General features: G+C 49.9%; 22 protein-coding genes. 8 read left to right on the top strand and 14 right to left on the bottom strand.

Features of this window, described 5'->3' with window-relative positions:
- Positions 1 to 33: 33 nt before the first annotated feature.
- On the top strand, positions 34 to 810 hold the full coding sequence (locus tag G3255_RS04880) for an alpha/beta fold hydrolase (RefSeq protein WP_211653550.1): 777 nt from the start codon (positions 34 to 36) through the stop codon (positions 808 to 810).
- Positions 811 to 870: 60 nt separating this feature from the next.
- On the opposite strand, the gene G3255_RS04875 is transcribed toward G3255_RS04880, so the two are convergent.
- The gene (locus G3255_RS04875) at positions 871 to 1,647 is read right to left on the bottom strand and encodes a 3-hydroxybutyrate dehydrogenase (RefSeq protein WP_211653549.1); all 777 of its coding nucleotides are present in this window, start codon (positions 1,645 to 1,647) and stop codon (positions 871 to 873) included.
- Between the two features lie 24 nt (positions 1,648 to 1,671).
- A complete protein-coding gene (locus G3255_RS04870; RefSeq protein ID WP_211653548.1) occupies positions 1,672 to 2,991 on the bottom strand; it encodes a GntP family permease in 1,320 nt (439 codons plus the stop codon).
- A 198-nt stretch (positions 2,992 to 3,189) separates the two neighbouring features.
- Between G3255_RS04870 and G3255_RS04865 the strand changes: the two genes are divergently transcribed.
- Positions 3,190 to 4,071 (top strand): LysR family transcriptional regulator, encoded by an 882-nt coding sequence (locus G3255_RS04865; RefSeq protein ID WP_211653547.1) that lies wholly within the window; start codon positions 3,190 to 3,192, stop codon positions 4,069 to 4,071.
- A 380-nt stretch (positions 4,072 to 4,451) separates the two neighbouring features.
- Here G3255_RS04865 and G3255_RS04860 read toward each other — a convergent pair whose 3' ends face one another.
- From G3255_RS04860 to G3255_RS04840, 5 genes are all read right to left on the bottom strand, one after another.
- A complete protein-coding gene (locus G3255_RS04860; protein WP_211653546.1) occupies positions 4,452 to 5,255 on the bottom strand; it encodes an ion transporter in 804 nt (267 codons plus the stop codon).
- A gap of 226 nt (positions 5,256 to 5,481) precedes the next feature.
- On the bottom strand, positions 5,482 to 6,177 hold the full coding sequence (locus tag G3255_RS04855) for a class F sortase (protein WP_349291420.1): 696 nt from the start codon (positions 6,175 to 6,177) through the stop codon (positions 5,482 to 5,484).
- On the bottom strand, positions 6,146 to 6,946 hold the full coding sequence (locus G3255_RS04850) for a DUF4397 domain-containing protein (protein ID WP_211653544.1): 801 nt from the start codon (positions 6,944 to 6,946) through the stop codon (positions 6,146 to 6,148). The genes G3255_RS04855 and G3255_RS04850 overlap by 32 nt, the downstream gene beginning before the upstream one ends.
- A gap of 201 nt (positions 6,947 to 7,147) precedes the next feature.
- Positions 7,148 to 7,813 (bottom strand): reverse transcriptase-like protein, encoded by a 666-nt coding sequence (locus G3255_RS04845; RefSeq protein ID WP_211653543.1) that lies wholly within the window; start codon positions 7,811 to 7,813, stop codon positions 7,148 to 7,150.
- A gap of 41 nt (positions 7,814 to 7,854) precedes the next feature.
- Entirely contained in the window at positions 7,855 to 8,535 is a 681-nt protein-coding gene (locus tag G3255_RS04840; RefSeq protein WP_211653542.1) for a potassium channel family protein, read from the bottom strand.
- A 228-nt stretch (positions 8,536 to 8,763) separates the two neighbouring features.
- On the opposite strand from G3255_RS04840, the gene cysK reads away from it, so the two are divergent.
- The 5 genes from cysK to G3255_RS04815 all read left to right on the top strand — a co-directional run bounded on the left by cysK (position 8,764) and on the right by G3255_RS04815 (position 13,229).
- On the top strand, positions 8,764 to 9,681 hold the full coding sequence (gene cysK / locus G3255_RS04835; protein WP_211653541.1) for a cysteine synthase A: 918 nt from the start codon (positions 8,764 to 8,766) through the stop codon (positions 9,679 to 9,681).
- 83 nt (positions 9,682 to 9,764) lie between these two features.
- Positions 9,765 to 10,412 (top strand): peroxiredoxin-like family protein, encoded by a 648-nt coding sequence (locus tag G3255_RS04830; protein ID WP_211653540.1) that lies wholly within the window; start codon positions 9,765 to 9,767, stop codon positions 10,410 to 10,412.
- Between the two features lie 265 nt (positions 10,413 to 10,677).
- Positions 10,678 to 11,466, top strand: a complete 789-nt coding sequence (locus G3255_RS04825; protein ID WP_211653539.1) for an ABC transporter ATP-binding protein — start codon at positions 10,678 to 10,680, stop codon at positions 11,464 to 11,466.
- The gene (locus G3255_RS04820) at positions 11,450 to 12,205 is read left to right on the top strand and encodes an ABC transporter permease (protein WP_211653538.1); all 756 of its coding nucleotides are present in this window, start codon (positions 11,450 to 11,452) and stop codon (positions 12,203 to 12,205) included. The genes G3255_RS04825 and G3255_RS04820 overlap by 17 nt, the downstream gene beginning before the upstream one ends.
- A gap of 31 nt (positions 12,206 to 12,236) precedes the next feature.
- Positions 12,237 to 13,229, top strand: a complete 993-nt coding sequence (locus G3255_RS04815; protein ID WP_211653537.1) for an ABC transporter substrate-binding protein — start codon at positions 12,237 to 12,239, stop codon at positions 13,227 to 13,229.
- Positions 13,230 to 13,384: 155 nt separating this feature from the next.
- On the opposite strand, the gene G3255_RS04810 is transcribed toward G3255_RS04815, so the two are convergent.
- From G3255_RS04810 to G3255_RS04780, 7 genes are all read right to left on the bottom strand, one after another.
- A complete protein-coding gene (locus G3255_RS04810; protein ID WP_211653536.1) occupies positions 13,385 to 14,242 on the bottom strand; it encodes a YusW family protein in 858 nt (285 codons plus the stop codon).
- A 123-nt stretch (positions 14,243 to 14,365) separates the two neighbouring features.
- Positions 14,366 to 15,664, bottom strand: coding sequence for an MFS transporter (locus G3255_RS04805; protein WP_211653535.1), 1,299 nt, complete (start codon positions 15,662 to 15,664; stop codon positions 14,366 to 14,368).
- Positions 15,665 to 15,776: 112 nt separating this feature from the next.
- Positions 15,777 to 16,136: a hypothetical protein gene (locus G3255_RS04800; protein WP_211653534.1), complete on the bottom strand. Its 360-nt coding sequence runs from the start codon at positions 16,134 to 16,136 to the stop codon at positions 15,777 to 15,779.
- Between the two features lie 118 nt (positions 16,137 to 16,254).
- Positions 16,255 to 17,400, bottom strand: coding sequence for a glycerate kinase (locus G3255_RS04795; protein WP_211653533.1), 1,146 nt, complete (start codon positions 17,398 to 17,400; stop codon positions 16,255 to 16,257).
- Positions 17,401 to 17,650: 250 nt separating this feature from the next.
- A complete protein-coding gene (locus G3255_RS04790; protein ID WP_101805356.1) occupies positions 17,651 to 18,103 on the bottom strand; it encodes a hypothetical protein in 453 nt (150 codons plus the stop codon).
- Positions 18,096 to 18,917: a DUF3100 domain-containing protein gene (locus G3255_RS04785; RefSeq protein WP_211653532.1), complete on the bottom strand. Its 822-nt coding sequence runs from the start codon at positions 18,915 to 18,917 to the stop codon at positions 18,096 to 18,098. The genes G3255_RS04790 and G3255_RS04785 overlap by 8 nt, the downstream gene beginning before the upstream one ends.
- A gap of 200 nt (positions 18,918 to 19,117) precedes the next feature.
- Positions 19,118 to 21,151, bottom strand: a complete 2,034-nt coding sequence (locus tag G3255_RS04780) for a Na+/H+ antiporter (protein ID WP_211653531.1) — start codon at positions 21,149 to 21,151, stop codon at positions 19,118 to 19,120.
- 148 nt (positions 21,152 to 21,299) lie between these two features.
- On the opposite strand from G3255_RS04780, the gene G3255_RS04775 reads away from it, so the two are divergent.
- Complete coding sequence (locus G3255_RS04775) at positions 21,300 to 21,677, top strand: YidH family protein (protein ID WP_068488018.1); 378 nt, start codon at positions 21,300 to 21,302, stop codon at positions 21,675 to 21,677.
- The last annotated feature ends 13 nt before the right edge of the window (positions 21,678 to 21,690 follow it).

The raw sequence follows: 21,690 nt of genomic DNA, 5'->3' as shown, positions 1-21,690 counted from the left end.
AAAATAGTAGATAGAGATGAGAGGAAGAAAACAATGCCTATATTTACCCGAAACGACATTAGCCTGTATTACGAAGATATTGGAAGCGGCCAGCCGCTCCTCCTGTTTCATGGATTGACCAGCAGCTCCGCCATGTTTTACCGCGAAATCAACTTTTTCCGGACGAAGCGCCGTATCATTGCGTTGGACTCGAGAGGCCACGGTCACTCGGCAAAGCCCGATTCCTATACACTCGACAACCATATCGAAGACGCCGCTGCATTACTGGACCATCTAGGCCTGGAATCAGTTGATGTCCTTGGAGTATCCATGGGCAGTTATATCGCGCAAGGGTTAGCAGCGAGACGTCCTGAACGAGTACGCAAATTATTACTGGTCGCCACGAAATCCTACGGTGAGCAATCATCCATGGCTGAATTATTCGAACGCCACGAAGACGAGTTCAACGGCTTATCCATTCAGGACAAACTGGATAAAGCACAAGCCTATATGTTTCATCGCTTGACGGCCGTTAAGAAATCGCAGGAGAAAACGGCCCAAAATAGCCCCCAACTGACCTTGGAGCAGCAAGGCATCGCGTCAAACGCCTTGGAGCGCTTTGACTTACGGCCGGAACTTCCGGAGATTTCAGCAGAAACCCTGGTCATCAGCGGTCGTTACGATGAATTGAACCCGCCTGACAAAGGACATGAGACGGCAAGGCTCATCCAGCATGCCAGCTTTATGGAATTCAAGCGTTCGGGCCATGCGCCGAACGTCGAACAGCCCCGCCTGTTTCTCGGCATCGCCGAAAACTTTCTCGACGATTGAGCTTCATTTAATAGACTATATTAAAATCAGGAAAGCACGGCGCAAAAATGCGCCGTGCTTTTATTGTGCTGTATAGCCGCCGTCAAGAACCGCTGCTTGCCCGGTGATGCCGCGGGCTTTATCGCTAGCGAGAAACATCGTGTAGTCGGAGATTTCCTGCACAGACAACAAGCGTTTCTGCGGAACCAATGGGTAAATGACTTCTTCTAGAACCTTCTCCAGCGAGACATTGCGCGTCTTCGCCAAATCGCCCAGCTGATTGCGTACGAGTGGCGTGTCGACGTAACCCGGGCACATCGCATTGACCGTGATGCCATGCTCTGCACCTTCTAGCGCCGCAACTTTCGTCAAGCCGATGACACCGTGCTTAGCGCTATTATAAGCCGCTTTCCCGGCAAATCCGACAAGGCCGTTGATCGACGCCATATTAATGATGCGCCCGAAGCCTTGTTTCTTCATGATCGGGAAGGCATGCTTAGTCGCGATAAACGGTGCGACTAGCATGATCTTGATCAGCAATTCGTATTTCTCGGTCGGAAATTCTTCGATCGGCGAGACGTGCTGCATCCCCGCATTATTGATCAATACATCCAAGGAACCGAATGTTTCCACCGTTTTGTCTATAGCTGCTTTGATTTCTGCTTCACTGGTAACATCACATTTGATGCCGATGCAATCAAAGCCCTGCCCCTTCAACTCATCCGCAGCTCGTTGCACTGCTTCTTCGTTGATATCAGTCAACACGATCTTTGCGCCTTCTTTAGCAAAGTCCACGCTGATTTCATAGCCGATGCCGCTTGCGGCGCCGGTGATTAATACCACTTTGTTATCTACCATGATGGAGTCCCTCCAAGTGAAAAATTAAATGCCTAGTCCTAAGGTGAACAGCACAATCGCAATCGTCAATCCGATCAGCGGCACGATAACCGTTACAGCCCCCATAGCGCCGTAAGCGGCTTTATGGGTCTCGCCGCAAATTCCCTGGATCGTCGTAACGACGTAGCCGTTATGCGGCAATGAATCGAGTGCACCGGAAGAAATCGCAATGGTCCGGTGGAGCGCTTCTGTATTGACGCCCATATCGATGTAATGAGGAGCAATCAATGGCAATGCAATGACTTGCCCACCGGATGCGGAGCCTGTAAGTCCGGCGATGACACTGACCGCTACGGCGCCGCCGATAAGCGGGCTTCCCGGAATGCTCGTCATGGCATCGACTGCCACTTGGAAAGCCGGCACTGCTTTTGCAACCCCGCCGAAGCCAACGACCGCTGCCGTGTTGCCGATGGCGATTAAGGCGCCGATCGTTCCATCCGTCAACGCTTTGCCGAGGTTCGTGAAGTATTTCATATTCAATAGATATGTTGTGATGACACCGCCAAGCAATGCCAAGATCAGGGCAGAAGTTCCGAGTGAGTCGTGGAAAATGAACGACACGGCCAATACGACCAGCAACGGAACCAAGCCCGTGATCGGATGAGGCAACGCTCTGTCTGCCAATTGCGGATCCGATTCCCTTGCCTCGAAACGCTCGCCTTTGTTCACGGCTTTATTGATCATGCGCTTCAGCCACCAATAGCCGAACACTGCCATAAAGACCGCAACGATAATGCTGACTTCCCAGCCGGCATATGGGCTGGTGTTCAAATACTCGATCGGGATCCAGTTTTGAATCTCCGGTGACCCTGCAGAGGTCATCGTGAATGTCACAGACCCAAGCGCAAGCGCTGCCGGGATAAAGCGGCGCGGCAAATCCGCTTGCTTGAACAAGCTGAGTGCCATCGGATACACCGAGAACGCAACGACGAACAAGCTGACGCCGCCGTATGTCAGCACAGCACAGGCGATAACAATCGCCAACACCGCTTTTGACAAACCGAATTTTCCAACCAGCCATTTGGAGACGCTATCCGCCGCTCCTGTATCTTCCATGACTTTACCGAAGATGGCCCCGAGCAAGAACATCGGGAACCATGAGGTGATGAATCCGGAGAAGCCGCCCATATAGTTCGACAATAAATTAGCTTCCCCTTCCCCCACTAATTGCGGAAACAGCGGCAGGCCGCTGAGAACCGCGACGAATAATGCCGACAATGGACCAGCGATTAACAAGTTGACGCCCCTCATTGTCAACACGATCAATAGAATAAGTCCTCCAACCATTCCGATCATACTTAACATGATAAATCCCCCTTTTGAATGTGTTACGGTTTTTCGAACAAATTGGAAACGCTTACTTTTCTCCCCGAAAAGCATGGATGAATTATCTAAATATTTAGTCCTGAAACCTTTTAATACTATACAACGAAGAAATCGATAGGTAAAATGAATAATAATAATAGCTTCCATAGACATTAGTTATAGATAAGGAGCATTCACATGGATATCCGACAGCTCAGCTACTTCATTGAAGTGGCCAAGCATCAAAGTTTTACAAAAGCTGCGCAAGCCCTACATGTCACACAGCCGACACTCAGCAAGATGGTCAAAAACCTGGAACAAGAAATGGACGTATCGTTATTCGACCGCTCGTCCAGAAAAGTACGTTTGACCGACGCCGGAGAAGTCGTCTTCGTCCAAGCGCAGAAAATCGTCAATAGCCTCGATGACTTATCTTCTTCGCTGTATGACGTTATGAACTTGAATAAAGGCAAGATCAAAATCGGTTTGCCGCCAGTCATCAGTACCTTGTTTTTCCCGACCATCATCGCAGCGTTCCAATCCCGCTATCCTGACGTGACCGTCATCCTCGTTGAAGACGGCGCAAAGAAAGTGGAGGAAAAAGTAGCCGATGGCGAAGTGGATCTTGGGTTCGTCATGCTTCCGGTCGATAGCGAGCGCTTTGATGTCGTTCCCTTTGTCGACCAGGAAATCAAACTGCTCGTCCACGAAGACCATCCACTCGCTGATCGGGCAACACGCGATTTGATTGATTTCAGAAACGATCCATTCCTGCTGCTCAGCAAGGAATTCACGCTTAACGGGCGGACCGTCGAGTTTTGCCGGAGTGAAGGATTCGAGCCGAAAATCGCTTACGAAAGCTCGCAATGGGATTTTATCGTCGGCATGGTCGAAAAAAACCTTGGTGTCACCTTGATGCCGAAACTGATTTGCGACCGCGTCCAGGATGGCCCGTTTAAAACCGTCTCGCTGACCCAGACCTTTCCGTGGCGGCTTGGCATCATCATGGCCAAAAACCGTTACGTTCCCTATGTATCCCGTGAATTCATCACACTCGTCAACCAGCTGCCGAAAGTTTGATTCACTAAAAAAGAAGCTGCCTTTTCAGAGTGTTGAATAAGTCTAAAATCTACTGAACTTTAAAAAAAGTGTTGCGTTTTGACATTAAAAATCAGTAATCTAACTTAGTATTTGGAGAAGCGTTTGCTCGTAAGTCCTTCTGCTCAATAATGCTTCGCATTACTTCGCAAAGATAAGTTCTCACGTAGTTCGACCTTATCTTTCCTGTGGGAGCAGCGAAGCGACGGGTTTGAGAGACCCCGCTAGTCGCGATAGCGGCTGAGGAGGCTCGATTCCCGCCCCACGGAAAGCGAGCGATAAGCTTCGGAAAATACGACTTCTTACCTTTCTCCACAACCTGAAAAGAAGCTGCCTTTTTAGGCAGCTTCTTTTGCTTACTGTTATTTCCGGTCGACGAGTGTTTGGATCATGCTCTTCAATTCGCCGACTTCTTTTCTCAAATCTTCAATTTCCGATGTGTCTTCTTTAATGCCTTCAAGTTCAGCTGTTTCCTTGTCGATTTCATCTGAAATCTTCTGAGCGTTATTGACGATCTCACCGACGATCAAGTTAATCATCAGGAAAGTCGAAACAACGATGAAAGAAATAAAATACAGCCAAGACCATGGTTCCGCCGCAAAGACTGGGCGGAAAATCCCGCTCGCCCAAGATTCCAAAGTGAAAATCTGGAACAAGGAGATGAGTGAAAGGCCGAGATCGCCAAAATATTCCGGTTCAATGTCTGCATAAAAGAACGTCCCGATGACTGCATAGACGTAGAAAATAATTGACATAAGAAAGATGACACTCGTGATGGTTGGAATGGCCATGAACAAGGCCGTCACGACGCGGCGCAGCGATGGAATAGTGGACACTGTCCGCAACACTCGCAATACACGGAAAATCCGCAACACGCTGATAAATGGCGAGTTATAGAGGATAAGGCTACCGACAACAATGATGAAATCGAAATTATTCCATGCATTGCCGAAGAATTTCGCCCGGTAAACGAATAGCTTGGCGAGTATCTCTAAAGTGAAAAATGCCAGGATGATGATATCCAGCATTAACAGCCATGACCCGTAGTTTTCCGCAATCGACGGGTAAGTCTCCAAGCCGACCAGCAAGGCATTGATTAAAATTAAAACAGTGATGAATGTATTGAACCGCGCACTTTCCACGATCCGTTTTAATGATTCCTTCATAGGGCTATAGACGACTCCTTACATGTTCTTATGTAACCGATACGCTCACTGCGTAAAAAAAGCTCGGCTCAATTATATCATGCGCTCATACGGAAGTTGCTTTTCAAGCGGATGCTCCATCGGTTATTGTTGCGAAAATGTGACGGTATCTCAGCTCCTCGGGCAAACGTAATTTGACCGAAGACAAAATCTATACACAAAAAAGCGCCTCCAAGGAGACGCTTTCCTATTCTTGCACAAGCGAGGCATAGACGATCAAGCGTTCTTCTCTCGTCCCCCGGTCATAATCATAAGTTCCAGAACAAGTAATCAAGACAAGTTCAGGAGATGAATGATAACCGAAGACCGAATCGACATCCGCCAAATCGAGCGGCACCGACTCCATCGTATGGACCTCGAACCGTAACTCGCGATCGTCGCCGGACACGACAATTTCATCACCCGGCTTGAGCTCCGTCAAATTCCAAAATACAGCCGGGCCGTCCAAATCATCGACATGTCCCGCTATGACCGCACGCCCTCTTTGGCCGGGTTGGTAGCCCGGCGAAAACCAACTCAGTTCCTCGCCATTGTCCGGCACCGCCATTTCCCCCGTATCGGTTACAGCGAGATGCGTGACTTCCGCTTCCACTCCAATGGATGGAATTTCCAGCTTCTCTGGTGCGATGCCTGGCTGGTTCAGTTCATTGATCGGGTTGGCCGCCTGCTTCGACTGGGCCGCAGGTTTTTCTTTTTCTACGGCTTTCGCCTTTTCTAGCTCTTTTGGTTGTTCTGTCCAAGCCGGTTCTGCCTTGACAGCAAAGCCGACTTCCGCACTGCGGACACTCACTTCATCTTGCGGAGCAGCGGTACACCCTGCAAGAAATACTGCTGTGAGGAGCAATGCCAATTTATTGAAATCGTTTTCTCCACACAAGCCCACTAGCTGCTACTAAGAACAACGCGCCACCGATCAACAACCACATGGACTGGGATTGTTCTGGTGTACCAAGACCAGTTGTCGGCATTTCATCTGGTGAAGCAGCCGCTTCGTAATCGACAAGCGCGATCACTTCAAGCGAATCGACTGTGTTCACTGCAAACACTGAGTAGACTGTATCTGCAGCAAGTTCAGTTCCTTCAAGCGGCAATACTTGTGTGCCATCCGGCAAGCGGATTTCCAAGTCATATGTGCCAGGGTCTACTTCGGCATAATCGGTGATGGATGGGAACTCAGCTCCACTGAACAAAGCATCTCCACCGATGATTCCAACATCAACTGCCGGAGCATCCGGGGACAAATGGCCGACGCGGATTTTCGCTTGGCCTTCCGTGACTTCCATGGAATCTTCAGCTACTACAAATTCGATGGATTCTAAGAGGTTTGCGGCAGCTACTGTGTAAGCTTTTCCAGCTTCCACTTCCAGGTCAGCTTGCAAAACGCCTTCTCCTGCTGCATATTCAGTACCTGCAGCGAATACTTCTACATCATGCGTACCAGCCGGGACTTCCAAATATCCGGAATCCGTTTTGAATGGTACTTCTTCGAGCGTTAAATCACCGTTGACGTAAACATCTACTGCAGGGGCATCAGGCGAAGCGTGCAACACCCGTACTTTTGCCATGTCACCATGGTTGTCAGCCATGACCAGAGATGCGAGAAGCGAAAACAACACCAGCATTGCGACGAGAGAGACAGATAACTTCTTCATGTGTCCAACCTCTTTCCATATAGTATTTGTATAACTTTTGTACACCTCATTTATACACCCTATGCAATAGAATTTCAATAGATATCACACTATTCTGATAAATTTGAGTTAATTGACCTGGAAAATGATACAAACTTACATTAAAAGGAAAAAGTTGCCAAGAATGCTTCTTCCTGGCAACTTTTCTCCTCATTATTTTCTTTAATTGTCTGCGTTTAGATCGATCAAGCTTTCGATCATCGTCTCGCCTAGCGCTTGCGTGGCCAAACGATCCGCTTCGGCGTTTTCTTTTCTTGGGACGAATTCATATTCAGGACGGATGCCGATGTTCTCCAATCGTTGGTCGATGCGGTCAGCCCACTTCGCCAAGCTATGTTCCAGCACTGCCCATTCGCCGCTCATCTGATTGACTACGGTCCTCGAATCGCCGATAAAGCGGACCGGGAGATGATGGACGCCGAGCAATTCGATTTCCTGGACCGCCATCGACAATGCTGCATATTCCGCCTCGTTATTGGAGTCAATCTCATCGACGACCACATTTTTTCTTAAACGGTAATCCTTGCCGTTTTGCTTGAAGTAAACAGCGCATCCAAGCCCTGCCCGTTTAGAATGGCGGTCAAAGCCGCCATCGTAATAAACGATGACATCATGCGGCTCTGTTTCCACTTCCTTGACGTAGTTTTTCAATTCCTTAATGCTCCAATTACTGTTATGCCGATCGGCAAATTGAAGGCGCTTTGTGCGCCCTGTGCGTTCTAGGTCCTGCGCTATAATCAGCGCTTCGCTCGCTTCAAGCTCCTCAGAGAGAAATTGCACGACTTTATTTTTCGGTGATTTATACGTCCAATCGATCCGAACTTTCATCCAGCCACCGCCTTTATCCATCGATTAGGCTGTCGTTTTCATTACAGCCCTTTGTCTTCAAAGCGTTTAAGGTCGTCTTTATGCCCCATCGCAATCAAAATATCGCCCGCTTCAACCCGGTCTTCGAGCAGCGGCGCAATATTGACATCTTCGCCATGCTTAATCGCCAAAATCATGCAGCCGTAATCTTTGCGGATATTCAGTTCCCCAAGGGTTTTGCCGATGACTTTTTTTGAGGCTGCCAATTCGATGATGCTATAGTTATCCGATAGATTGATGTAATCGACTACTTTTTCGGAATCGATATGATGGGCTGTCCGGACGCCCATTTCATATTCCGGCTGGATAACACGGTCTGCACCGATGCGTTCCAAGATCTTTTGGTGCTGCTGGTCACGTGCTTTAACCCAAACTTTTGGGACGCCGAGTTCTTTCAGCATGAGCGTACACAAAACGCTCGCCTGCAAGTCATCGCCGATTGCGACAATGGCAAACTCGAAATTGCGGACGCCTAGAGACTTCAAACTGCCTTCATCCGTCGCATCGGCTGTTGCCGTATGGCTCGCATAATCGGACATCGTGCTGACCGTTTCCGGATTGGAATCGATCGCCATGATATCGTGCCCCATCCCGTAAAGTTCCTTGCAGACACTGCTTCCGAAGCGCCCAAGCCCGATTACCACTATTTGTTTTTTCACGTCTGTCCCTACTTTCCATTGCATGATTCGAACGATTTCCCGTTACCAAAATAGTACGCTACTTTTTGGCATTTTGTCGAAGATTTCACTCCCGTTTTGCATATTTAGCCTGGCAAGGGCCGACAAAATTTCTTCTATATTATATGGAGCCATCCTCCAACTCATAAAACAAGCGAATGGCACAGCCTTTCGCTTTGTACTACAATGGAAGGTAATATCCTTTATATCCGATAAAGAAAGGTTGTTTAGTTGATGAAACCATTTGATTCCATTACTGACCTGATTGGCAATACGCCTGTTGTGAAATTGAACCGCATCGTCCCTGAAGGCGCAGCGGATGTCTATGTAAAATTGGAAATGTTCAACCCGACCAAAAGTGTCAAGGACCGGGCGGCTTATAATATGATCAAGCAAGCTGAAGAATCTGGCGCATTGAAGGCGGGGTCAACAATCATCGAACCGACGAGCGGCAATACCGGCATCGGCCTGGCGATGGTCGCTGCAGCGAAAGGTTACCGCTCCATCCTCGTGCTGCCGGATAACGCTACTCAAGAGCGCATCAATTTGCTGAAAGCTTTCGGTTCGGAAGTCGTGTTGACCCCAAGTGACGACAAAATGCCGGGCGCGATCCACAAAGCGCTTGAATTGCGTGAAACGATTCCCGGCAGCTTCATCCCGCAGCAATTTGAAAATCCGGCCAACCCCGATGCCCACCGCGGCACGACGGCACTTGAAATCCTCGAGCAAATGGACGGGCAGCTCGACGCCTTCGTTGCTTCGGCCGGAACAGGCGGCACCATCACTGGAACCGGTGAAACCTTGAAAGAACATTTGCCAAACCTCTATATAACAGTTGTCGAACCGAAAGGCTCACCTGTGCTATCAGGTGGCAAGCCCGGCAAGCACAAATTGGTCGGAACCAGCCCAGGCTTTGTGCCGGATACATTGAATACCTCGATTTACGATGAAATCATGGCAATCGAAGATGAAGATGCCATCGAGATGTTCCGCCGCTCCGCCCGCGAAGAAGGCGTCTTTGTCGGCCCTTCTGCCGGCGCGACCATCTATGCGGCCATCGAAATCGCTAAACGGCTCGGTCCCGGCAAAAAAGTATTGTGCATCGCGCCGGATACCGGTGAACGCTATTTAAGCATGAATCTATTCGAATAAACGTATCAAAGAGACCAGTCCCTGCTTTCTAAAGTGAGGCAGTCAATAAACCTTTATTAGTCTATAGACTGGAGATGATGGGCATGACAACCGAAATGAGAAATGAATTCGACGAATACATCAAAAAATTCAAAGCTTCAAAACCAGAAGAAATACAGCAAAAAATGCAGGACGCCATTAGCGAGCTCGAAGCTTCCGATGAAGGCAAAGGCATGAAAAAAGGCGACAAAGCCCCGAACTTCAGCTTACCGGATGCTTCCGGCAACACAGTGGAGCTTTACGATCAATTGAAGCAAGGCCCTGTCATCCTGACCTTTTACCGCGGCAATTGGTGTCCTTACTGCAACATGGAACTCCGGGCTTATCAACAGATCATCGAGGAAATTCATGGGGCAGGAGCCGAACTATTGGCCATCAGCCCACAGACTCCTGACCATTCCATGTCCGCACAGGAAAAGCATGACCTGGAATATAAAGTATTAAGCGATGTCGGCAATAAAGCCGCGAGCAACTTCAATTTGATCTACCAGCTGCCGGAATACTTAGTTGAAGTTTATAAAGACAATAAACTCGATGTTGACAAATACAATGGCGATGAAGAATGGACCTTGCCTGTATCCGCTACGTATATCATTTCAAGCGACGGTACAATCGCTTATGAATATACAAAAGCAGATTACAAGGATCGTGTCGAACCGTCAGAAGTGTTGGCAGAACTGAAAAAACTGTAATGCATTAATACTTATCCCCCTCTAACAAGAGCGGGGATTTTTGTTTGCCCAAATCTCCTTTTGCAATTCCTCCGAATAGCCATCTGTACAAGCTCTCGATACTTAGCCAGCCAAGCAGGCATTTATGTTAAAAAGATTACTTTATTCCAATGTCTTTTAAAACCGAAAAAAACTGTCAGGAATTATTGACAATTCCTATAAAAATACTATACTTTATTAAGCAATACCCGATTAGAAAGGTAGGTTTTATAGCCGGTGAATTTTATTGTTTATTGAAATCCAACATATCAACAAAATATATACCGATAAAGACAATAATGCCAACACGGTATTAGAAGATATAAACCTGGAAATCCCGAAAGGCCAATTCGTCTCGATTCTCGGCCCTTCCGGCTGCGGCAAGTCGACTTTATTGTCGATGATCGCCGGCCTGACTTCCGCTTCGTCGGGCGTCATTGTCGTCGACGGCAAAAATGTCCAGAAGCCAGGGAAAGACCGCGGCATGGTGTTTCAAGAAGCGGCCTTGTTCCCCTGGATGACCGTTACGGAGAATGTCGTGTTTCCGCTGCGCAAGGAAATGAACAAAAAACAGGCGATCGAACGCGCTCGCCATTTCCTTCAGATGGTCCAGCTCAGCAATTACGCAAGTCATTATCCGCATGAACTGTCAGGCGGCATGCAGCAGCGTGTTTCGATCGCGCGTTCCCTCGCAATGGACCCGGCTGTTCTCCTGATGGATGAACCGTTCGGTGCGCTTGACGAACAGACGCGCAGCCGGCTTCACGGACAGCTAGAGAAGATTTGGATCGATACACAGAAAACCATTGTGTTCGTAACCCATAGCATACAGGAATCGATCAAATTATCGGATCGAATCGTGGTCATGGGTACGCGGCCAGGCACTGTTATCGCCGACATCGAAGTCGATATTCCGCGCCCTCGCGACGAACATAAACAACAAGTCGCTTCACTTGAAGAACGCATCATGGGGCTATTGAAAGGTGAAATCGACAAAGTCATAAACGAGGAGCTTGCCTATGAAGCCCGCAGTTAAGCGCCTCTTATTTTTCACCGGACTTATCCTATTTTGGGGACTCGGCTCCTATTTCGAATTATGGCATGAAACAATCCTTCCTTCCCCGTTTAGCGTATGGGATGCACTGGTTGCTGGATTTAGTGATCTGACTTTAGTCTACGACTTGGTCGCGAGTTTCCGACGCCTGTTGATCGGCCTCGCCGTTTCCCTATTGATCGGCACGGCACTCGGCATTTTGCTGGCACGCTCGAAAACGGCCGATGACACAATCGGCTCAATGGTGCTCGCCTTGCAAAGCGTACCGAGCATCATCTGGCTGCCGCTTGCCATGATGTGGTTCGGCTTAGGCGAAGGCGCCATCATCTTCGTCGTCATCTTAGGCGGTACTTTTGTCATGACACTGAACGTACGGACGGGCATCAAAAATGTCAATCCACTATACATAAAAGCAGCACGCACGATGGGGTCGAACGGCATCGACTTGTTCTGGAAAGTCATCATCCCGGCTTCCATCCCCTATCTTGTGACCGGCGCACGTCTCGCCTGGGCATTCGCCTGGCGCGCGCTTATGGCCGGTGAACTGCTCAGTGCCGGGCCAGGGCTCGGCTACACATTGCGCTACGCTTCTGACTTCGGCAATATGGCGCTCGTTATCGGCGTCATGATCATCATCGGTGTCGTCGGCGCAGTCGTCGACCAATTGATTTTCCAACGCATCGAAAAAAATGTCCTGAAACGCTGGGGACTTGAATCTTAAAATCCGAAACCATTTGAGGAGGAATCATTTTATGAAAAGATCCGGACTTATTTTAACTTCACTCGCGGCTGCGGGCATCCTGTCAGCTTGCGGAGCTTCAGGTGCCGCAACGGGCGATTCCGAAGATACCATCGTACTCGGCTATTTCCCGAATCTTGACCACGCCACAGCAATGGTTGCAAAAGACCAGCAGTTTTATGAAAGCAATTTGCCGGAAGGCACGAATGTTGAATACGTGACATTCGCTGACGGCTCCGACTTTATGACAGCGCTGAAAACTGGCGACATCGACGGCGGGCTGGTCGGTCCCGGGCCTGCCATGAACAACTACACGAACGGCGCGGATGTGCGCATGATCGCTGGCGGCGCGAGCGGCGGAACCGTCGTTATGGCGCGTGACGGCAGCGGCATCGAATCCATCGAAGACATCCCGGGCAGCACATTCATCACGCCGCGCGTCGGCTGCACACATGACGTACAATTCGAAACCTATATGAAAGAGAACGACATCACCTCAAACCGCATCGGCGGCGAAATGGTCCACCAGACCGGCAAGCCGGCTCAATATGAAGCCATGTTTGAAACGGGTAAAATCGATGTCGCGGTTGCCCCGGAACCATGGGCATCCGTCCTTGCACAAAATACCGGCGCCAAAGTGATCATCGAACCGGATGAAATTTCCTTCGGCACTTCCCTTCCGGCATCTGTCCTTGTCACTTCCAGTGAATTGATCGAGTCAGATCCTGAAACCGTGCAGGCCATTGTCGATGCGCATGAAGAAGCTACAGCATATATCGAAGAAAACCCTGAAGAATCCAAGGAAATCGTCATCTCCACAATCGATGACATTACCGGCCAGGAACTCGACAAATCCGTTATCGACGGCGCTTGGGATAATATGTTCTTCAGTACGGACATCGACGGCGAAGAAATCCAAGCCTTCGGCGATTCATCCTTCGACTTGAAATTCCTGAAAGAAAAACCCGACTTCAGCGAATTGACCGATACGCAGTTTTTAAACTAAATAAATAACAACTGAAACCCCTCACCTGAATCGGTGAGGGGTTTCAGTATGTCCGCTGTGCTTTTAAAAGTGGAACTTTATAGAGTAGCCGGTCAAACTAGGCTTAAGCCACAGCTGTTACCAGAACTGAAAACTGATTTTTGTTCCTCTACACGCTATTCCTTCGTGTCATGAGAAAACTTAATTTCTTCGCCGCCCTGGTAATCGACTTCAAGATCGAAATCTTCTACTTTAGCCGCATCGATCGACAATGCTTGCAGAACTTCAGCTTTCATGTCATCGATGGAACGAGCCGTTGTGATGTTGACTTGGCCGAGCAACTTTTCCATCTCATCGAGTGCTCCTGCCCCTTCGCTTTCCGATCCATCACGGCGCTCGATTTCCGCTTCCCGCTCATCGCTTTCGAAATCATAACTCGATTCGCTGCCTGCCGCAAATGTCAATTCGAGCGAGAATTCATCGAGTTCTTCAGATCTTGCGCCGTTTCTGACATCGTGGTCGATTTCCATTTCTTCCCCAGAATCAAATTTCACATCCATCTCAAATTCCCGGACATCCGCTTGCTGGGCATTGACCGCTTCCAATACTTCGCGCTTGACGTCTTCAAGTGGGCGTGCCGTTGAAAACTGGATGGCCTGGAAAAGTTGCGCAAATTCATCTTGGGCTTCCTGGCCAGAGACCCGGTCTCCCGAATCGCGCTCAATCGACGCTTCATTGCGGTCGTAATCAAATTCCCATTCACGATCATCCGTGAACTTCAAATCCAAATCGAATTCGCGGATCTCACCGCTTGCTGCTGGAGATGCTGCCTGTCCATCTTGCGCGGCTTGCTCCGTACTGTCCGCTTGTTCAGCCGAGTCGCCCTGCGCTGTGCTGCTATCTCCGTTCGTTGCATCCGTTTGTTGCTGTGTCGCATTTTCGGTATCCGCTGTTGTCGTCTCGCTGGTATCTTGTCCTGTGCCGCACCCTGCCAATAAAATCACCGCGGCCATTCCTGCCGTCATTTTCTTCATCTTCAAACACCCTTTCTCGCTTTATGATAGTTCTAGCATATCCGCGCAGGGTGAGTGACTGCTGAGGAGAACATTAAAATTCCATGAGAATAAAAAAAGCGGAGGCATCCAAGCCTCCGCACCTTATGAAACACTGGTTTCTTGATTGCGCCAAAACCAAATGACGACAGGCACCAATAACAACGACAGGATTCCGCCGGCAAGCGATAGCACCGCAAAGCTGGTACCGGCTACGACCATTCCCGAGATGCCGCCGCCAGTCGCACCGGCCAAGGCAATCAGGACATCAACCATCCCTTGTGTTTTCGCTCGCGCTTTCGGTTTTGTCGAATCGACGATCAACGCCGTGCCGCTGATCAAACCGAAGTTCCAGCCAAGCCCGAGCAGCGCCAAGGCGAGAATCAGGACAAACAGCGAATCTCCAGGAGCGAAGGCCGCCACAAGCCCAGCTGCGAGCAAGGTCACCCCCGCTGCGACGACCATTGCAACGCGCCCAGCCTTATCGACCAACACTCCTGTCACGAGCGATGGCAAATACATCGCCGCTACATGGATGCCGATGACCATGCCGATCGCATTGAGGCTATGGCCGTGGTGACCCATATGCACCGGCGTCATCGTCATGATCGCAACCATAACGATTTGCGTGATGACCATGACCGTTGCACCGAGGAAAACGCCGCGGCTATTGACCGCAGTACCTGCCACTTGTTCTTCTCCTGACGCGGCCTGATCCCGTTTTTGCTGGTCGCTGATAAAACGCGACACCATGAGCGGATCTGGGCGCAATAGCGCAAATAACACGATGCCTGCCAGTATGTATGCGACTCCCGCTAAAATGAACGGGCCGGCAAGGGCCGGCACTCCGATCGATTCAGCGAAACTTCCCATGACGCCAACTAGATTCGGCCCGGCAAATGCCCCAAATGTGGTCGCCACCATGGCGACGCTGATGGCTGTGCCGCGCTGTTTCGTGCTTGCCAGGTCGGTTCCTGCATAACGTGCTTGAAGATTCGTCGCCGATCCCGCACCGTAGATGACAAGCGCCAGAAACAACAGAAAAACATTGCCCCATATCGCGGAAAATACGACGCCGATCGAGCCAATGCCGCCCGTAAGAAACCCGGCAGCCAAGCCCGTCCTGCGCCCGAAACGCTGAGACAAGCGCCCGACGACGAGCGCGGCCCCTGCCGATCCGAGCGTAAAGAGAAAGACCGGAAGCCCCGCATAACTTTCTGTGCCGAGCATATCCCGCGCGAGCAAAGCGCCAACCGTAATCCCGGCAGCCAAGCCAGCTCCACCGAAAATTTGCGAGAGCATGACAATCCACAAGGTTCGCTTGTACAAGCCCCGCAATTTTTCCGGCGACTCGCTATAGCTTTCGAGCATTCGCTTGCCTGCTTGCGTTCTTCCAATAGCCATCGTTCGGCCTCCATTCCAAGTTAAACAATAGCTTCATTATAGCGCGTTTCCTTGTAGGTGGGAGCTTGGAATTTCAGGCAATAAAAAAAGAGCCAGTCGCGGCTCTCTTGTTTCAAACAGCCTGTTCGCTGCTTTCTTCCACTTCGCGTCGCCATTTTCTCAGCGCACGCCGTTGCCTTGAGTCCCGGGTCGTGTACTCTTTGGCACGGCCAAGCAAATGGATGCGCTCTGCTTCATGTGCGGAATCGATTTGCCCGAGATGGATCGCCAGAAAGAATTCCAGAAAGCGGATCGCTTCGATCTGTTCTACGGTTGAAGTTGGATTTAATCTGTCCAGGTTCAATTTCATTCGCTGCAAATCCATGTTCCCTGGTTCATGGGACTTGGAAAAGCGTTTATAAAAAGCCATCATGTCTATATATAAATTGCTGGTTTCTTTGCGAAGCTTGCTTCTGGTCATTGGCGTCATCACGGGAGATCCCTCCTTATTTTCATTTCGTCCGCATGTAACCATGCATAGGGCAGTTAATGATTTCTACCCCGTTTCGCATTTTGTTACACCTGTTCCGAAATAAAAATTGTGCGGATGCTTAATCGGATTGTGGATGATTGCCCAAATAAGCGTTGAGAATTTCCGCTGCCCGTTTGCGCACATGCACATAGGCGTCGTCCATCGATTGTTTTTCGGTCACAGCTCCACCTGATACTGAATGCACTTCTTCGAAAAAGTGCATCAAGTCCTTGCGGCTCTCCGGATCGATCGCGCCTGACAATAAGATGACCGGCTTGCTGTGGACAGCAGCCATTTGAGCAATGCCAAAAGCTGTTTTTCCGGATAAGGTTTGGTGGTCCGATTTTCCTTCACCCGTGAAAATCAAATCACTCGACGCCACGCTTTCTGAAAATCCTGAAGCTTCAAGAACGACATCGATGCCGCGCCGCATGACTGCCGGAAAGAATGCCAAAAACGCGCCGCCTGCACCGCCCGCAGCCCCTGCCCCCGGGTAATCATGCAAAGACACTCCAGTCTCTTTCTCCACGATATCGGCGTAATGGCTTAACTTCCGATCCAGCGCTTCCGCCATTTTAGCGGTCGCGCCTTTTTGCGGGCCGAATATATGTGAAGCGCCGTTCGGGCCGACCAGTGGATTGTCGACATCACTCGCGATGACAAAGCGGCAATCCTGAAGGCGCGTATCGAAAGAGCCTGCATCTATTGCATAAAGTTCACCCAGTGCCCCAGCTCCTGGCGGCAGTTCCTTACCTGAAGCATCGAGAAATCGCATGCCGAGCGCGCGCAGGATTCCTGTCCCTCCATCATTCGTTGCGCTGCCCCCGAGCCCGATGATGAAATCCCGAAATCCGGCGTCGAGGGCATGAAGGATCAATTCGCCGGTGCCGTTTGTCGATGTACGCTCCGGACTGCGTTCTGTTTGTGAAAGCAAGGTCAGGCCGGATGCCTCTGCAATTTCAATGACGCAAGTCTTGCCGTTTCCAAGCATGCCATAGCTGGCAGCGACCGGCTTGCCGAGCGGCCCTGAAACTTGTTGGGTTGCGATACGGCCGTTTGTCGCTGCGACCAGATTCGCCATGGTGCCTTCACCGCCGTCCGCGGACGGCAATTCGATGACCTCGCAATCCGGGGCTGTGTCCAGTATCCCTTCGGCCATTGCGCGTGCCGCTTGCTCTGCTGAGATGCTGCCTTTAAAAGAATCCGGCGCCACAATAATTTTCATCAAACTCCCCCTATCTATAAATGCGGTCGTTCTAAAAAAATCTATCTATATAGAATGTACAAGTTTCAAAAAGTTGCGGCAAGATGTTTGAGCACCATCGGCATGTGGTAACTAATAAGCAGAAGCGTTTAGTGAGCTTCCCCTTCACCCCCAAATTTTTTGAAGGCCCGATGCAGGTGACTGCACCGGGCCATTTCTTTTGCGTTCAATCAAAAATCCCCCTGGCAATATTTGCTGGGGGGATTTTTTCTTATATAATGCCTTGCCAGCGCAAGATCACTTCAGCGATAAGGGCGGAGCCGATGAAGGTCCCGAGAAAGACCGCGATCGCCACCAAAAAGCTCCGGAAGCCCAGCTTGCGGAAATCCGCCCAGTTCGATCCGACCGAGATGCCGGCGTAGGCGAGGATCGGCGTGGCAAGCGCCAAAATACCGATCTGGCTGGTCCAGGCAACGACATAATCCGAACCTGGAAACCACGGCAAGGAAATGATGATGGCCAGTATGCCGATATAGCCGACTGCCGGCATGCTAAAGGGCAATGCCTTCTCCAACATTAAACCGACGAGGCTCACGGCGATCAAGACCAGCATTCCCGGAATCGCTTCCCATGGCAAAACATCCATGCCGAACCAGTTGCCAATCAAAGCGGCAACGCCGAAAATAGCCAATACCCATGTCCATTCGATGACACTTTTAAGCATTTGGCCCGCCTCCCTTCGCAGCTTTTCGTTCCGATCTGCGCATCATAATGCTGTACAACTTCTCCGTTAGCGGCAAGCCGATAAAAATACTGAAATACAAGCCAGTGGACAGCGATAGTAAATTACTCGCTCCCGCAAAGGCAACGATTTGTTCTTCCAATTCGGGATATGCCCCGATCAGCGAACCACTGGCCGCAGCCATCATCGATCCGCTCCCGACGCCGGATGCCATGGCAAACGACAGAGGATGGAGCGGCGTTGCCGTTGCAAGCAATCCTGAAATCAAGCCAAGAAAAACGGCTCCGAATACCGTTCCGAAAATATAGACCGCCATGACTCCGCGGCCTTCAGGTGAAGAGAATCCAAACTTATTGACGATCAGCCCGACATTCGGCTCACGCGCAATCGAATGGGTCATACCGATGCTTTCACGGCGGAACCCAAGCAGCACAGCAAGCGGCAGAGCAAGGAAAATCGTCCCCAAATTACCGAGTTCCTGCAGTAAAAGTGCTGGACCCGCTGCGATGATTGCTTCAATCTGCGGCCCGATCGTGACACCGATTTTGGCAATCAGCAAAGTCACGCCTAAAATGATGAGTGGTTCTGCATTTTTGGCGTTTTTCTCGGAAATGAGCGGCGTGAAATACAAGCCAAGCCCCAAAAAGAATGCATATAACATCGGTAATAATAGAATGACTCCTGGCCCTACAGCAATGCTGAACTGGCCAATCGCTTCGGTAATGGCTACCAAAATGAAGGCAATGGCATGTAAACGCCAGTCTTTGATGACAGTTCCCAACTCTACTTTCTCCATCTCTTCTCCACCCTTTCTTCGGAAATAACAGCAATTTCGAAAATAAATCGCTTTCCATAAACCCAGTCTACGCTATTTAACGTACGATTCAATACATTATTTATAATTCATTCGCTTTTTATTCAGGTGAAAGCATGTCATTTACAGAAGTGACAGATTTTTCAATCTAAATGAAAAAGCAGAAGCCCAGGCTTCTGCTTTTACTCCGTCGGATCGTACAAAGTGACGCTTTCGATGTAATTGATGTATTTCCTTAATTCTTTCGCTTGCTGCCGTGTGATTTCCGCAGCATCGTACATATCGTAGATTTTGGCTCGCCCCATGTCCATGACATTGATGCGCAGCTCTTCTTTTTGCATCTCGTAACGTTCATCATACAAGGTTTCGGGCTTTCTCAAACGGCTGATCATTTTCCGGTACTCGGTCAAAACTGCTTCGACGATGTCTTTATGTGAAGCTTTTTGATGGTAGGCTTCCAAATTCTTCAAGGCGGCTTCAAGTGCCTTCAATTGCACTTCACGGCCAACCTGGTATTCGACCAGGCGAATTTCCTCGTCTTGCCAATTTTCCCCGCGGAACCTTCGCCATGCTCGGATCAACTTGCCCTGCAAATACAATAATGTCGAACGGGCGTTGTGGGCAATCGCTTCCTCGCGGCGATTCAGCGAATGCTCGAATGCCTCATAGACCTCCCGTTCCATCCCTTCTGTCTTCTTCAGCCTTTCGATAAAGCGGCGCTCGGATTTCAAAGCCCGCAGCCGCACTTCCTTCATGCGGCGCTGGTATTTCTTGTTCGCCTCTTTCGCTTCTTCGCCTTCAGGCTGGACTTGCTGGAAACGCAAACGGTATTCATCCATTAATTCATAAGCTGCCGTTTCATTCGCTTCGGTCATTTCCGATTTGATGCGGGCGATCGATGCCAGCAAAATACGCCGTCTTGCTTCTTCCAAGTCGATTGTATCGCCGTCATCGCTACCGGCCAATTTGCCCTTGCTGAGCAGCGGCAAGCAGGCGGTCGCAAGCAGCAGCGTCAAGAGGATTGTGCCGACTGCGAGAAACAGCAGCAGTGAACGCTGCGGGAAAATATAGCCGCCTTCAATGATCATCGGCAAGGACAAAATCCCGACCATGGTCACCGTCCCTCTCACGCCTGTCAGGCTGACGAATAAAGTCAGCTTGAGGCTCGGCTTTGCAGCATCTTCCATTTTGCCGAAGCGGTACTCGTAGTGGGAAAATAAATAAGCCCAAATAAAGCGGATGCCGAGCAGCATGGCGGTAATCGCCAGAACATACGACAGCAGGACACTTGCATCCATACTCGGGTTTTCTAATGCGCCGCTCATCGCCCCCGGGATGTTGAGCCCGAGCAGCAAGAAAATGATGCCGTTCAACACAAAGGTGATGATCGTCCAAATATTTTCCGTCAGCATCTGCTCTTCTGCAACCAGCGCTTCGGTGTCTTCCTGCACGAGCGAATGAACAATTCCCCCGACGACCACGGCGATAACGCCGGATGCCCCTAATAATTCCTCCGCTACGACAAAGATGATAAACGGCGTCATGATCTGCAATAGCGAATGGAACGTGACGTCATTAATCCCCTGTTTGCGGAACAATAAGCGGATGCCAACAAACAGCAAAGCGATCACGGCTCCTAGAAGTGCACCCGCCAAAAATTTATAGGAAAAATTGAAAATAGCGGAGTATAGCGAGAAGGTTCCGGTGACGACTGCAGCGACTGCATAATTGAATGCGACGAGCCCCGAAGCGTCATTAATCAGCGACTCGCCGCGTACCAAGCTCAACACATTGCTTGGGATGCGGACGCGCTGGGAGATGCCGTTGACTGCGACAGGGTCCGTCGGCGACAGGATCGCAGCCAGTGCAAACGCTGCGGCGAGCGGGATGTCTTCAATGAGCCAGTGGATAAAATAACCGCCGATCATTGTCGTCAACAGCACCAGGATGACCGCGTTGCCGAAAATCGGCCCACGCATACGCCATAATTCTTCACGCGGAAAATGCCGCCCATCGTTGAACAAGAGCGGTGCAATAAACAGCAATAGAAACCATTCAGCTTCCAATTCAAATGTAAAATCCTCGAAGACCAGCACGATGATCGTCCCGAGCGCCACTTGGATAAGTGCTGCCGGCACTTGCGGCATGTAGTGGCTCACTACATTGGAGACGAGGAGCGCGATCAGCAGGACCAGGATAGTCAACAATAATTCCATCAATATTCCCCATTTACTTGTGATGATACATGTATACCCCGATTATGTTTTCGGTTATCCATTTCTTGATGACTTTCTAATTAGAACAATCGCTTTCTGGGTAAACTATGAGAAAGCAGACGCCATTCAATCGAAGGAGGTCCACCACTTGTCACGGCAATCCTATCGAAAAGAAAAAAACCAGCTGACCTATACCCAACAGCATCTCGCAAACGAGCGCACTTATCTTGCTTGGATCCGCACGGCAATCTCCATCGTCGGCGTCGGCTTCCTGGCGACGAGCCTCCATTTCACAATGGGCGTCGTGCGAAATCCCTTTGTCGATTTATTTACCATCATCCTTGGCATTTTTGCTTGTGTATTCGGCCTGGTCATCATTTTCACAGCTACACGCACCTACCGAGAAAAACGCCAGCAAATCATCCAGGAAACCTTTTATTCGTCGAATCTGCGCATCAGCATGATTTCCACGATGCTGTCGATCATGATTATCATGGTCATCATCTATTTCTTTATCATTATGTGAATCATTTGCGCCT

The organism is Planococcus sp. MSAK28401, from assembly GCF_018283455.1.
GTDB lineage: Bacteria > Bacillota > Bacilli > Bacillales_A > Planococcaceae > Planococcus > Planococcus alpniumensis.
Note: the sequence above shows the minus strand (reverse complement) of the source record. Positions and strands in the feature narration are given on the sequence as shown.

Excerpts from the sequence above, each read along its gene's own strand:
- G3255_RS04815 (WP_211653537.1), top strand. The coding sequence starts at position 12,237 with ATGAAAAGATCCGGACTTATTTTAACTTCACTCGCGGCTGCGGGCATC.
- G3255_RS04840 (WP_211653542.1), bottom strand. The coding sequence starts at position 8,535 with ATGCAATGGAAAGTAGGGACAGACGTGAAAAAACAAATAGTGGTAATC.
- G3255_RS04860 (WP_211653546.1), bottom strand. The coding sequence starts at position 5,255 with ATGAAGGAATCATTAAAACGGATCGTGGAAAGTGCGCGGTTCAATACA.
- G3255_RS04810 (WP_211653536.1), bottom strand. The coding sequence starts at position 14,242 with ATGAAGAAAATGACGGCAGGAATGGCCGCGGTGATTTTATTGGCAGGG.
- G3255_RS04850 (WP_211653544.1), bottom strand. The coding sequence starts at position 6,946 with ATGAAGAAGTTATCTGTCTCTCTCGTCGCAATGCTGGTGTTGTTTTCG.
- G3255_RS04785 (WP_211653532.1), bottom strand. The coding sequence starts at position 18,917 with ATGGAGAAAGTAGAGTTGGGAACTGTCATCAAAGACTGGCGTTTACAT.
- G3255_RS04845 (WP_211653543.1), bottom strand. The coding sequence starts at position 7,813 with ATGAAAGTTCGGATCGATTGGACGTATAAATCACCGAAAAATAAAGTC.
- G3255_RS04875 (WP_211653549.1), bottom strand. The coding sequence starts at position 1,647 with ATGGTAGATAACAAAGTGGTATTAATCACCGGCGCCGCAAGCGGCATC.
- G3255_RS04880 (WP_211653550.1), top strand. The coding sequence starts at position 34 with ATGCCTATATTTACCCGAAACGACATTAGCCTGTATTACGAAGATATT.
- G3255_RS04865 (WP_211653547.1), top strand. The coding sequence starts at position 3,190 with ATGGATATCCGACAGCTCAGCTACTTCATTGAAGTGGCCAAGCATCAA.
- G3255_RS04820 (WP_211653538.1), top strand. The coding sequence starts at position 11,450 with ATGAAGCCCGCAGTTAAGCGCCTCTTATTTTTCACCGGACTTATCCTA.
- G3255_RS04830 (WP_211653540.1), top strand. The coding sequence starts at position 9,765 with ATGACAACCGAAATGAGAAATGAATTCGACGAATACATCAAAAAATTC.
- cysK (WP_211653541.1), top strand. The coding sequence starts at position 8,764 with ATGAAACCATTTGATTCCATTACTGACCTGATTGGCAATACGCCTGTT.
- G3255_RS04780 (WP_211653531.1), bottom strand. The coding sequence starts at position 21,151 with ATGGAATTATTGTTGACTATCCTGGTCCTGCTGATCGCGCTCCTCGTC.
- G3255_RS04870 (WP_211653548.1), bottom strand. The coding sequence starts at position 2,991 with ATGTTAAGTATGATCGGAATGGTTGGAGGACTTATTCTATTGATCGTG.
- G3255_RS04805 (WP_211653535.1), bottom strand. The coding sequence starts at position 15,664 with ATGGCTATTGGAAGAACGCAAGCAGGCAAGCGAATGCTCGAAAGCTAT.
- G3255_RS04795 (WP_211653533.1), bottom strand. The coding sequence starts at position 17,400 with ATGAAAATTATTGTGGCGCCGGATTCTTTTAAAGGCAGCATCTCAGCA.
- G3255_RS04790 (WP_101805356.1), bottom strand. The coding sequence starts at position 18,103 with ATGCTTAAAAGTGTCATCGAATGGACATGGGTATTGGCTATTTTCGGC.